Origin of the sequence: Kitasatospora sp. NPDC094015 (genome assembly GCF_040304075.1) — a bacterium.
Classification (GTDB): domain Bacteria; phylum Actinomycetota; class Actinomycetes; order Streptomycetales; family Streptomycetaceae; genus Kitasatospora.
Genome location: NZ_JBEOUL010000039.1, coordinates 1 through 13,444, shown reverse-complemented (window position 1 = coordinate 13,444; position 13,444 = coordinate 1). Strand labels below are relative to the sequence as shown.

Sequence of the window (13,444 nt, the reverse complement as noted above, 5' to 3'; positions counted from 1 at the left end):
GCGCGCCGAACAGGAGAGGTGTGCAGTGCCCAGGTTGACCCTGACCGACGCCGATGCGGGCGCGGTGGAATTCCCCCGCGTGGAGTACCCGCCCCGGGCGACCGTGCTGGACCTGTTCCACGACCGGGTGGCCGAGACGCCGGACCGTCCGGCGATCGTCTTCGGCGACACCGTGCTGACCTACCGCCAGGTCGACGGCAAGGCCGCCGCGCTGGCCGCGCGCCTGGCCGCGGCCGGTGTGCGCCGGGGCGACCTCATCCCGCTGCTGGTCGGCAACGAGCCGCTGCTGCCGGTGTCGGCGATCGCCCTGATGAAGCTCGCCGCGCCGTTCGTGCCGGTGGACGAGGCCTGGCCGGCCGCCCGGATCGCTGCCGTGCTCGACCAGCTCGACCCCGCCGTGGTGGTCTGCTCACCGGGCCTGGCCGACCTCGCGGCGACGGTGGCCGGCGGCCGCGCCACGGTGGCGGTGGACCTCGCCGCCCTCCCGCAGGACGCACCGCCGGTGGCCGGCCCCGGCCCCGGCCGCGACGACCTGATCTACGGGTTCTTCACCTCCGGGTCGACCGGACTGCCCAAGTGCGCGCTCAACGCCCACCTCGGGCTGCTGAACCGGTTCCTGACCATGACCCGCCGGTTCGCCGGGGACGGCGCGGTGGTCCTGCAGAACAGCCGGCACGTCTTCGACTCCTCGATCTGGCAGCTGTTCTGGCCGCTGACCACCGGCTCCACCGTCGTCATCCCGGTCCGGCACGGCATCCTCGACCTGGCCGAGACGGTCAACGTGATCGCCCGCAACGGCGTCACCATGACCGACTTCGTCCCCTCGATCTTCAACACGCTGGTGACGATGGTGGCCGACGACCCGCGGCTGCGCGCCGACCTGGGCTCGCTGCGCCGGGTGCTGATCGGCGGTGAGGAGGTCTCCGCCACCGCCGTACGACGGTTCCGGGCGCTCATGCCGCAGGTCGGGCTGACCAACACCTACGGGCCGACCGAGTGCTCGATCGGCTCGGTCTTCCACGAGATCGACGACGCCGACGAGATCCCGATCGGGCGGGCCATCGACAACACCGTCGCGCTGGTGCTCGACGAGCAGCTGCGGCCGCTCCCGCCGGGCGTGCAGGGCGAGATCCACATCGGCGGGGACTGCGTCGGCCGCGGCTACCTCGGGGACCGGGAGAAGACGGCCGCCGCGTTCCTGCCCAACCCGTTCCGCACCGTCCCCGGCCCGTTGATCTACCGCACCGGGGACCTCGGCTGGCTCGGCGAGGACGGCCTGCTGCGCTTCGCGGGGCGCCGCGACCACCAGGTGAAGCTCAACGGGGTCCGGATCGAACTGACCGAGGTGGAGGCGGCGTTGACCCGGCACCCGGGGGTGCGCGAGGCCAAGGCCGTGATCGCGGGCGAAGGGTCCCGGCAGCGCCTGGTGGCGTTCGTGCTGCTGGCGGAGCCCGTCCCGGCCGGCCGCCTGCGCGAGTACGTGGCCGGGCTCCTGCCCGGCGAGGCGGTGCCGAAGGAGGTCGTCGAGCTCCCCGCGTTCCCGCTCACCCCCAACGGCAAGGCCGACCGGCGCGCCCTGGCCGCGCTGGCCGCCTCCGGCGTCGCCCCGCAGCAGGTGACCGAACCGGCCACCGAGCTCGAGCGGCGGATCCTCGCCGTCTGGCGGCAGGTCCTGGACCTGCCGGCGGTCGGCACCACGACCAGCTTCTTCGACGCCGGCGGCGACTCGCTCGCCGCCCAGCGCCTCGCCGTGGCGCTGCGCGCCGTCCTCGGGCGATCCCCCGGGGTCCGCGAGCTGGTCAGCCACCCCACCGTCCGGGCGCAGGTGGCGCTGGTCCGGGAGGCGGACGCCGCGGGCGAGGAGCCGGTCATCGGCCGGCTGCGGGCCGACTCGGTGCTGCCCGCGGACCTGCGCCGGGCCGCGGACGAGCCCTGGCGCCTGGACACCGTGCTGCTGACCGGCGCGACCGGGTTCGTCGGCGCCCACCTGCTGCACGAGCTGCTGGCCCGCACCCCGGCGCGGGTGGTCTGCCTGGTCCGGGCCGCCGACCGGCGCGAGGCCCGGGAGCGGGTGGACGCGGTGCTCGCCCGCTACGGCCTGGCCGAGGACACCGCCACCCACCGGATGGACGTGCTCCCCGGCGACCTCGGCACTGCGCGGTTCGGGCTCGCGCCCGAGGCGTTCGCCGCGCTCGCCGACGAGGTCGACACCGTCGTGCACAGCGGCGCCATGGTGAACCTGCTGCTCGACTACGAGGCCCACCGGCCGGCCAACGTCGAGGGCACCGGCGAGATCCTGCGGCTGATTGCCACCGGGCGGCGCAAGCACCTGCACCACATCTCGACCCTCGGCATCTTCCCGGCCGGCGCGCTGAACGGCGACCGGATCGCCGAGGAGGTCGAGCCGCTGGAGAACTCGCTCCCCTCGCACGGCTACGGCCAGTCCAAGTGGGTCTCGGAACGGCTGGTGCTCGCCGCCCGCGAACGGGGGGTGGAGTCCAGCGTGTACCGGCTCGGCGAGGTCGGCCCGCACTCGGGCACCGGCGTGCCCAGCGACCGCGGCCTGGTCGACCGGCTGCTGCTGGCGGCCGCCGCCCACGGCGTGTACCCGGGCACCTCGGTCGCCATCGACTACACCCCCGTCGACTACGTGGCCCGGCTGGTCGTCGCGGCGGTCGCCCGCGGGCGGGTGGGCGACACCTACCACCCGGTCCAGCGGACCGCCGTCGGGCTGGACGACCTGTTCCACGCCCTGGCCCGCCGGTCCAAGGTCGACCGGGTCTCGTACCGCGCCTTCTGGCGCTCGCTCGACCGCACCGACGAGGCGGCGCTGCGGCTGCGCACCATGCTCCCCGAACCGGTCGGCGACCCCGCCGCGGACGCCCGCTGCCTGGCCGACGTCTTCAGCAACGCCTCCCATCGGTTCGTCTCGCAGCGGGCCGACCGGCTCTGCGCCGAGGCCGGAATCGTCCTGCCGCCGCGCGAGGCGGTGCTCGGCCGGTACGCCCAGGGCTGCCTGCAGCACGTGGGCGCCCACCGCCCCGACACCCGCCCGCTCCCGCTGGCCCAGGGCCGGGGGGTGCGCTGATGCAGCACCGACGCTTCGGCCGCCTCGGCCACCGGGTCAGCGAGGTCGGCTACGGGATGTGGGGGGTCGCCGGCGGCGAGGGCGGCTGGACCGGCGCCGACGACGAGCGCGGGCTCGCCGCCCTCCAGGAGGCCGTCGACCTCGGCTGCACCTTCTTCGACACCGCCTGGATCTACGGGCGCGGTCACAGCGAGCGGATGCTCGCCGAGGTGCTGCGCGCCAACCGGCGGCGCGGCCTGACCGTCGCCACCAAGATCCCGCCCAAGGACCGCCGGTGGCCCTCCACCCGGGAGTCCCGCCTGGAGGACGTCTTCCCGGCCGACCACGTCCGCGAGTACACCGAGCGGAGCCTGGCCAACCTCGGCGTCGAGCGGATCGACCTCCTGCAGTTCCACGTCTGGGAGGACGCCTGGGCCGAGGACCCGCAGTGGCAGCGCACGGTGGCCGGCCTGCGGGAGGAGGGACTGGTCGGCGGCATCGGGATCAGCGTCAACCGCTGGGAGCCGTGGAACGTCCTGAAGGCGCTGCGCACCGGCCTGGTGGACGCCGTCCAGGTGATCTACAACGTCTTCGACCAGGCCCCGAAGGACGAACTGCTGCCGCTCTGCGCCGAGTTGGACATCGCGGTGATCGCCCGGGTGCCGTTCGACGAGGGCACCCTGACCGGCACCCTCACCGCCGACACCACCTGGCCCGAGGGCGACTGGCGCAACAGCTACTTCGTTCCGGAGAACCTGGTGCCGGCCGTGGCCCGCGCCGACCGGCTCAAGGAACTCCTGCCGCCCGGCCTGACCCTGCCCGAGCTGGCCCTGCGCTTCATCCTCGACGAGCCGCGGATCACCACCGTGATCCCCGGGATGAGCTCGCCGCGGCACGTCCGGGCCAACCTCGCGGTCAGCCGCCTGCCCGCCCTGCCCTCCCCCCTGGCCGCCGAACTCGGGCGGCACCGGTGGGACCGAACGCCGACGGAGTGGTCCCAGTGAACCCTGCCAGCCCGCAGCCCCGGGTGATCGCCCTGTGGGGCCCGCCGCGGTCCCGGTCGACCGCCTTCGCCCGGATGATGATGGAACGCCAGGATCTCCTGGTCCTGCACGAGCCGGTCTCCAACCTGCTGAGCGTCGGCCACCTGGACCTCGACGGTGTCCGCGTGCACAGCCCCGCCGAACTGCTGGAGCGGATCCTGCAACTCGGCGCGGACCGCCCGGTGTTCTTCAAGGACACCACCGAGTACCGCTACCTGCCGTACCTCGACGAGCGGTTCACCACCGACGTGGTGCACACCTTCATCATCCGCGACCCGGCCGAGGCGATCGCCTCGCACTGTGCCGTCAATCCCGACCTCACGCTGGAGGAGGTCGGCTACGAGCGGCAGTTCGAGATCTTCGAGCACGTCCGCCGGGCGACCGGGAGCACCCCGGTGGTGATCGACTCCGCCGACCTGCTGGCCGACCCGCCCGGCGTGGTCCGCAGCTACTGCGAGCGGGTCGGACTGCCGTACCGGCCCGAGGCGCTCAGCTGGGAGCCCGGGCCCCGAACCGAGTGGGAGCGCACCGCCCGCTGGCACCAGGACGTGGCCGCCAGCGGCTCCTTCCGGGCCCGCGCCAACGACTACCGGCGCACCGTCCGCAACGACCCCCGGCTGGCCGCGTACCGGGACCACCACCAGCCGTTCCACGACCGCCTTGCCGAGGTCCGGATCGGCTCCACCGCGAGGAGTGTGACGTCATGACCACGATCGAGAACGTACGGGACCTCCCGGGGCCCGTCGGATTCTGCGTCTCGGAGGGCCTGCCCTCCCGGGCCACCGCCCTGTGGCTCGCCGAGCAGGGCGTCCCGGTGCACGGCTTCCTGGCCGACATCGGGCAGCGCCCGCGCGCCGACCTGGACCACCTGGCCGGCGAGCTCGACGCGGCCGGCCTGCCCACCGAGGTCGTCGACCTCCGCCGGGAGATGGCCGAGCTCTGCGCCGACGTGGTGCGCTACCAGGCGCGCTACGACGACGGCTACTGGAACACCACCGGCGCCTCCCGGGCCGTCCTGGTGCGGGGCCTGTCGGCGGTGATGGGGCGGCGCGGGATGCGGGTCCTCGGGCACGCCTCCGTGAGCGGCGGCAACGACGAGCGCCGGTTCGCCGGCTACACCACCCGGATCCGGCCCGCCATGGACGTGTTCACCCCCTGGGCCGACCCGGCCTGCGGGGCGACCTTCGCCGACCGGGCGGCACTGGCCGCCTTCGCCGCCGCACGCGGCCTGTCGCTGGCCGGCGACGAGGCGGTCCGCTCGCTCGACGGCAACCTCGGCGGCTGCTCCCACGAGAGCACCGAGCTGGAGCGGCTGGCCGGCCACGGGCCCGTCCAGCGGGTGATGAGCGTCTCCCCCGAGGAGGCGCCCGACCGCTCGGAGTCCTTCGCCATCACCCTGCGCGGCGGCCGGCCCCTGCGCATCGACGAGGAACCGGTGGACGCGCTCGGCGCACTGCTGCGGGCCAACGAGGTCGCCGGCCGCAACGCGCTCGGATTCTTCGACGTGCTGGAGAACCGGCTCAACGGCACCAAGTGCCGCGGCGTCTACGAGGCACCCGGCCTGGAGCTGCTCGGCCGCTGCGTGCGCCGCCTCTACCAGGCCGTCCTGCCGCTGGAGGACGCCCGCCGGCTCCAGTCGCTGTCCGCCCTGCTCGGCAACGAGCTGTACGCGGGCCGCTGGTTCGACGACCGCGCCGCCGGAGCCCGGGCGGACGCCGACACGATCGTCGCCGGCGCCACCGGCACCGTGGAGCTCTCGCTCTACAAGGGCAACACCTTCTTCCGCTCGCTGCGCGACGTTCCGGCGGCCAGCGCGGTGCCGCGCCAGGCCCGTTTCGGCGCCGGCGGCTTCCGCTGGAAGGTCATGGACGACACCGAGCGCAAGGAGACCAGCCTTGTCTGAGACACCCCTGCGCGAGCGGCTCTCGCCGGCGCAGCGCACCGCACTCGCCACCCGCCTGGCCGACCGGCGCCGCGCCGTCGGCGACCGGATCCCGCGCCGCGACCCGGACCTGGCCGAGCTCCCCGCCTCCTTCGCCCAGCAGCGCCTGTGGTTCCTGGAACAGCTCGCCGCCGGCCGGCCGATCTACAACGTCCCGTTCGCCCTGCGGATCCGCGGCGCGCTGGACGTGGCCGCGCTCCGGGCCGCCCTGGGCGCCGTCGTGGCGCGCCACGAGATCCTGCGCACCACCCTGGAGAACCACGACGGCACGCCGGTCCAGCGGATCAACCCGGCCGGGGAGTTCCCCCTCCCCGTCCGCGACCTGGGCCGGCTCACCCCCGCCCGCCGGCCCGCCGAGGTCGAGCGGGCGGCCCGCGCCGAGGCCGCCCGGCCCTTCGACCTGGCCACCGACCCGCTGCTGCGGGCCGCCCTGCTGCGGACCGCCGAGAACGAGAACGTCCTGCTGCTGACCATGCACCACATCGCGGTCGACGGCTGGTCGTTGAACGTCGTCGCCGGCGACCTGGCCTCCCTCTACGCGGACCTCGCCGCCGGCCGGAGCGCCTCGCTGCCCGAACTGCCCGTGCAGTACGCGGACTTCGCGCTCTGGCAGCAGCGCTGGGCGGACAGCCCGGACGCCGCACGGCAGATCGCCTACTGGACCGACCGGCTGCGCGGGCTCACCACCCTGGAGCTGCCCACCGACCGACCGCGCCCGGACCGCCCGCCGTTCACCGGCGAGCGGGCCGAGCGCCCGCTCCCGGCCGACCTGGTCGCCGGCCTGGAGACGCTCTCGCAGGCCGAGCACGCGACGCTGTTCATGACCGCGCTCACGGTCTTCCAGATCCTGCTGCACCGCTACACCGGGCAGGACGAGGTCGTGGTGGGATCGCCGTTCGCCGGCCGCGCCCACCCCGAGGTGGAGCCGCTGGTCGGCATGTTCGCCAACATGCTGGTGCTGCGCACCGCCGTGGACGGCGACCGGTCCTTCCGGGACCTGCTGGCCACCGTCAAGGAGACCGTGCTGGCCGCCGAGGAGCACCAGCACGCGCCGTTCGAGCGGCTGGTGGAGGAGCTGCGCCCGGAGCGCGACCCCTCCCGCAACCCGCTGTTCCAGATCTCCTTCAGCCTGCAGAGCGCCAGCGGCGACGGCTTCCGGCTGCCGGGCCTGGAGGTCGAGGAGCTGCCGGTCGACTCCGGGACCTCCCGGTTCGACATGGCCTTCAACGTCGAGTCCCGGGCCGGCGGCTACCGCCTCTGGGCCGACTACTCGACCGAACTCTGGGACCGCGAGCGGATCGACCGGATGTTCGGCCACTACGAGACGCTGCTGCGCGCCGTGCTCGCCGACCCGGACCGGCCGGTCCGCGACCTGCCGCTGCTCACCGGCGCCGAGCGGCAGCAGCTGGTCACCGGGTTCAACGACACCGCGCGGGAGTTCCCGGCGGGCGTGACCCTCGACGAGCTCGTCGCGCGGCGGGCCGCCGCACAGCCGGACCACCAGGCCGTGGTGATGGACGGCACCACCCTCGGCTACGGGGAGCTCGACGCCCGTGCCGACGCGCTCGCCGCCCGGCTGGGCGACCTCGGCGGCCCCGGCCGTACCGTCGCGGTCTGCCTGCACCGCTCGCCCGAGCTGGTGGTGGCGCTGCTCGGCATCCTCCGCAGCGGCGCGGCGTACCTGCCGCTGGACCCGAACGACCCGCCCGCCCGGCGCGCGGCCATCCTGGCGGACACCGGCGCCTCCGCGGTGGTCGCCGCGGCCGACGCGGACCTCGAACTGCCGCCGGACCTGCCCGTCCTGACGCCCTCGGCGCCGTCCGGCGCGACGGCCCCGGCGCCTCGCGCGCACGGACCGTCCGACCCGGCGTACGTCATCTTCACCTCCGGCTCGACCGGCACGCCCAAGGGCGTGGTCGTCGAACACCGCGCCGCCGTCAACTTCGTCACCCAGGTGAACCGGCTCTTCGCGCTCGGTCCGGACGACCGGATGCTGCAGTTCGCGAACCCCACCTTCGACGTCTCGGTGTTCGAGATCTTCGCCGCCCTTACCGCCGGCGCCACCCTGTGCATGACCTCCCGCGAGGTGCTGCTCGCCCCGGACCGGCTCGGCGGGTTCATCAAGCGCAACGGCATCACCGTGATGGACATGGCGCCGGCCGTGATGGCGCTGCTGCCGGCCGAGGAGTTCGCCTCGCTGCGGATCGTCTTCGTCGGCGGCGAGGCCTTCCCGAGCACCCTGGTCAACGCCTGGAACCTGCCCGGCCGCCGCTTCTTCAACGGGTACGGACCGACCGAGGCGACCGTCACCTGCGTCGTCCACGAGTGCCAGGGCCGCTACCAGGCCTCCCCGCCGATCGGCCGGCCGATCGGCAACTACCGGGCCTACGTCCTCGACCGCTACGGCAACCCGCAGCCCGCGGGCGTCCCCGGCGAACTCCACCTGGGCGGCGCCGGCCTGGCCCGCGGCTACCTCAACCGCCCCGAGCTCACCGCCGAGCGCTTCCCGGTGCTCCTGGTCGACGGCGAGGAGCAGCGGCTCTACCGCACCGGCGACCTGGTCCGCCAGCGCTGGGACGGCGAGCTGGTCTTCCTCGGCCGGATCGACCGCCAGGTCAAGCTGCGCGGCCTGCGGATCGAGCTCGGCGAGGTGGAGACCGCCCTGACCGGCCACCCCGCGGTCCGCCAGGGCCTGGTCGAGCTGGTCGGGACCGGGGCCGACGCCCGGCTGGTGGCGTACGTCGTCCCCGACGGCGCCTGCGACGCGGCGACCCTGCGGGCCCACCTGGGCTCCACCCTGGCCGGCCACATGATCCCCTCGCAGTTCGTCTGGCTGGAGGCGCTGCCGCTCACCTCGAGCGGGAAGGTCGACCTGGCCCGGCTGCCGCGGCCCGAGCCGGGCACCGACCGGGACACCGCCTACGTGCCGCCGACCTCGGACACCGAGCGGCTGCTCGTCGGCCAGGTGATCGGCAGCGTGCTGCGGGTCGAGGACGTCGGCGTCCTGGACAACTTCTTCGACCTGGGCGGCAACTCGCTGCAGGCCACCCAGCTCGCCGCGCGCATCCGCAGCACCTTCGACACCGACATCGACCTCCAGGCCATCTACCGCGCCTCCTCGATGGCCGAGCTGGCCGCGCTGATCGACGACGCCCGGAGCGCCGCCGAGCAGGCCGCCGACGCCGACCGGCTGGACCTCGCGGCCGAGATCGCCGAACTGACCGACGACGAGGTGGCGGCCCTGCTGCGCGCCGAACCCGAGGGGGACCTGGCATGACCGACACCGCACTCGAGCCCGGCGCCGCCCGGCGCGAGCTCCTGGCACGCCGGCTGCGCGCCGCGGCCCGCGAACGCGCGGCGGCGGGGCGGATCGTCCCGCGCGACCCGGCGACCACCGCACTGCCCGCCTCGTACGCCCAGCAGCGCCTGTGGTTCCTCGACCAGTGGGCCCCGCAGCGGGCGACCTACACCGTCCCCTACCGCTTCCGGCTCACCGGCGCCCTGGACGCGGCGGCGCTCGAGGCGGCGCTGTCCGCGGTCGTGGACCGGCACGAGGTGCTGCGGACGACCTTCACCGGGGTGGACGGCGTGCCGTTCCAGGTCGTCGGGGAGCGCGGCGGGTTCCGGCTCGCGGTGACCGATCTCGGCGCGCTCGCCCCGGCCGACCGCCGGCGCGAGGCCGATCGGCTCGCGCTCGCCGACGCCACCACCCCGTTCGACCTCGCGACCGGGCCGCTGGTGCGCGGCACCCTGCTGCGGCTCGGCGCCCGGGAGCACCTGCTCCTGCTGACGCTGCACCACACCGTCTCCGACGGCTGGTCGTTCCGGGTCCTGTTCGAGGAGCTGAACGCCTGCTACACCGCGTTCGCCCGCGGCGAGGACCCGGGGCTGGCCCCGCTGGAGCTGCAGTACGGCGACTTCGCCGTGTGGGAGCGCCACCGCGTGCGGGACGGCGCGCTCACCGCCGACCTGGAGCACTGGACGGCGAAGCTGGCCGGCGCCCCGATGGCCGAGTTCCCCACCGACCACCCCAGGCCCCGGGAGCTCAGCGGGCGCGGCCGCAGGCTGCTGTTCTCCTGGGACGGGGACCTCGCCCGGCAGGCCGTCCAGCACGCCAGGAGCCGCGGCGCGACGCTGTACATGCTGCTGGTCGCCGGCCTGGCCGGCCTGATGCAGCGCCACAACGGCGTCGGCGAACAGGTCTTCGGCGCCGCGGTGGCCGGTCGGACCCGCGCCGAGACCGAGGGGCTGATCGGCCTCTTCGTCAACACGCTGGCGCTGCGCATCGAGACCGGGGACGACCCGACCCTGGAGACCCTGGTCCAGCGGGCCCGCAGCGCCGCCGTCGAGGCCTTCGCCCACCAGGACGTGCCGTTCGACCGCCTGGTGGAGGCACTGCGGCTGCCGCGGGAGACCAACCGCAACCCGCTGTTCCAGGTCATGATCAGCATGCAGAACCTCAGCCACACCCCGCGGGCGGCCCTGCACGACGTCGACGTCACCATCGAGACCGTCGACCTGGACATCGCCAAGTTCGACCTCACCTTCCTCTTCACCGAGGGCGAGGACCGGATCGGCCTGGAGGTCGAGTACAGCACCGACCTGTTCCGGGAGGACACCGTCCGCCGGCTGGCCGACCGCTTCGAGCGGCTGCTGGACGCCATCGTCCGGCAGCCCGAGCTGCGGCTGTCCGAGGTCCAGGTGCTCTCCGACGCGGAGCGCGACCACCTGTTCGAACTCTCCGCGCCGGCCCCCGCCGAGCTGCCCGAGGAGTCCGTGACGGCCGCGTTCGAGCGGTGGGCCGCCGCCGCCCCGGACCGCCCGGGCGCGTCCTTCGACGGCCGCACGCTCTGCTACGCGGAGCTGGACGCCTGGGCCAACCGCCTCGCGCACCGGCTGATCGCCCAGGGCATCGGGCGCGGTACGCGGGTCGGCCTGTGCACCCCCCGCACGGTCGAGCTGGTCGTCGGCATGCTGGCGATCGCCCGCACCGGCGCCGCCTACGTGCCGCTGGACCCGGCCAACCCCTCCGAGCGCCTGGCGTACATGCTCGCCGACGCCGAGGTCGGAGCCGTGCTGTACGAACCGGCGGTGGCCGCCGCCGTCCCCGCCGGCACCTTCCTGCGCGTCCCGCTCGACGCCGCGGACGACCAGCCCTCGGACGCCCCCGGGGTGGCCGTCGGACCGGACGACCTGCTCTACGTCATCTACACCTCCGGCTCCACCGGCCGCCCCAAGGGTGTCTGCATCCCGCACCGGGCCGTGACGGCCCTCGTCCAGCAGGCCGACTACGTCTGCCTCACCCCGGACGACGTGATCGGCCAGGCCTCCAACTCCTCGTTCGACGTGGCCACCTTCGAGATCTGGGGAGCGCTCTGCAACGGCGCGCTCGTCGTCGGCGTGCCCAAGGAGGTGCTGCTCTCCGGGCCGGCCCTGCGCAACCACATCGCCGAGCACCGCATCACCGTGATGAACGTGCCGTCCTCGCTCCTCAGCGTGCTGGCGCAGGAGACCCCGGACGTCTTCGGCGGCCTGGACACCCTGCTCTTCGGCGGTGAGGCGGCCGACCCGACCGCCGTGGCGGCCGTGCTGCGCCACCCGCCCGGCCGGATGCTCAACGTCTACGGGCCCACCGAGACCACCACCTTCTCGGTCGCCGGACTGATCCGCTCGGTCGCCGACGGCGACCAGGACGTACCGCTGGGCCGTCCGATCAAGCACATGTGGGTGTACGTGCTCGACGCCGACGGCGCACTGGCACCCCCCGGCGTCACCGGCGAGCTGTGGATCGGCGGCGCCGGCCTGGCGCACGGCTACTGGAACCGTCCCGAGCTGACCGCCGAGCGGTTCGTCGAGGACCCGTTCCGACCGGGCGAGCGCCTCTACCGCACCGGCGACCTCGGCCGCTGGCGCCCGGACGGCGAGCTGGAGTTCTGCGGCCGCATCGACGACCAGGTGAAGATCCGCGGCTACCGGGTCGAGCCGGGCGAGATCGCCACCGTTCTCGCCGAACACCCCGACGTCCGCGATGCCGTGGTGGTGGTGCGGTCGGACGCGGGTGCTCCGGCGCGGCTGGTCGCGTACGCGGTGCCGTCCGGCCCCGGGGTGGACGCGGCGGGGCTGCGGCGGTTCGCGGCCGAGCGGCTGCCGGAGTACATGGTGCCGGCCGCGGTGCTGCTGCTGGAGCGCCTGCCGCTGAACGCCAACGACAAGGTGGACAAGGCGGCCCTGCCGGCACCGACCGGCGGCGAGGGCGGCTCGGTCGAGTATCTGGCACCGCGGACCGGCACGGAGAGCGTGCTCGCGGAGATCTGGTGCGAGGTGCTGGGGTGCGCCCGGGTGGGGGCGCGGGACGACTTCTTCGCGCTGGGCGGCCACTCGCTGCTGGTGACGCAGGTGGTCTCGCGGGTGGAGTCGCGGCTCGGGGTCCGGATGCCGCTGCGCGCGGTGTTCGAGGCACCGGTGCTGGAGCGGCTGGCCGCGCTGGTGGACGAACGGACCACCGACGGCCCGGAGGTCCGCGAGATCGTCCCGGTGCCGCGCGGAGGAGCGCTGCCGCTGTCGTTCGCGCAGCAGCGGCTCTGGTTCCTGGACCGCCTGGTGCCCGGCAGCGGCTCGTACAACATGCCGGACGCCTTCCGGGTTCGGGGTCAACTGGATGTCACCGCGCTGCAGTTCGCGGTGGACACCGTGGTCGCCCGGCACGAGTCGCTGCGCACCACCTTCACCGAGCAGGACGGCACGCCCTGGCAGGTGATCCACCCGGGCCTGGAGGTCCCCGTCCGCGTCGTCGAGGCGGCGGACCAGGAGGCGGCGCTCGCGCTCGCCGGGGCGGAGGCCCAGGAACCGTTCGACCTGGAGCGCGGCCCGCTCATGCGGGTGCTGGTGATCCGGCTCTCCGCCGACGAGTGCTGGCTGTCGCTGACACTGCACCACATCGTCTCCGACGGCTGGTCGGCCGGCGTCCTGCTGGACGAGCTGTCCCGGGCCTACACCGCCGCACTCACCGGCAACACCCCCGACCTGCCCGAACTACCCGTCCAGTACGCCGACTTCGCCGCCTGGCAACGCGACTGGCTGCGCGACGACGTACTCACCGAACAGCAGACCTACTGGTCGAACGCCCTCGGTGGGATCACCCCCCTCGAACTCCCCCTCGACCGGCCCCGACCGCCCGTACAGACCCACCACGGCGCCACCCTCGACTTCACCGTCGACCCCACCACCGCCGAACACCTGCGCACCCTCGCCCGCGACGGCGGCGCCACCCTCTTCATGTGCCTGCTCGCCGCCTTCTCCGCCCTCCTCTCACGCCTCAGCGGCCAGGACGACATCGCCGTCGGCTACCCCATCGCCAACCGCAACCACCCCGCCACCGAACGCATCATCGGC

At 74.3% G+C, this 13,444-nt stretch carries 6 protein-coding genes; all 6 read left to right on the top strand.

Translation table 11 applies throughout. The features are described 5' to 3' along the window. The first annotated feature begins 25 nt into the window (after positions 1-25). The gene (locus ABT014_RS30585) at positions 26-3,088 is read left to right on the top strand and encodes an amino acid adenylation domain-containing protein (protein WP_350642496.1); all 3,063 of its coding nucleotides are present in this window, start codon (positions 26-28) and stop codon (positions 3,086-3,088) included. After that, on the top strand, positions 3,088-4,071 hold the full coding sequence (locus ABT014_RS30580) for an aldo/keto reductase (RefSeq protein ID WP_350642495.1): 984 nt from the start codon (positions 3,088-3,090) through the stop codon (positions 4,069-4,071). Before ABT014_RS30585 ends, ABT014_RS30580 begins: the two co-directional genes overlap by 1 nt. Continuing rightward, the gene (locus tag ABT014_RS30575; protein ID WP_350642494.1) at positions 4,068-4,817 is read left to right on the top strand and encodes a sulfotransferase-like domain-containing protein; all 750 of its coding nucleotides are present in this window, start codon (positions 4,068-4,070) and stop codon (positions 4,815-4,817) included. Before ABT014_RS30580 ends, ABT014_RS30575 begins: the two co-directional genes overlap by 4 nt. Next, positions 4,814-6,013, top strand: a complete 1,200-nt coding sequence (locus ABT014_RS30570; RefSeq protein ID WP_350642493.1) for an argininosuccinate synthase domain-containing protein — start codon at positions 4,814-4,816, stop codon at positions 6,011-6,013. Before ABT014_RS30575 ends, ABT014_RS30570 begins: the two co-directional genes overlap by 4 nt. Continuing rightward, on the top strand, positions 6,006-9,329 hold the full coding sequence (locus ABT014_RS30565) for a non-ribosomal peptide synthetase (RefSeq protein WP_350642492.1): 3,324 nt from the start codon (positions 6,006-6,008) through the stop codon (positions 9,327-9,329). The genes ABT014_RS30570 and ABT014_RS30565 overlap by 8 nt, the downstream gene beginning before the upstream one ends. Then, the coding region (locus tag ABT014_RS30560; RefSeq protein WP_350642491.1) for a non-ribosomal peptide synthetase at positions 9,326-13,444 on the top strand (4,119 nt) is incomplete at its 3' end. The genes ABT014_RS30565 and ABT014_RS30560, both read left to right, overlap by 4 nt.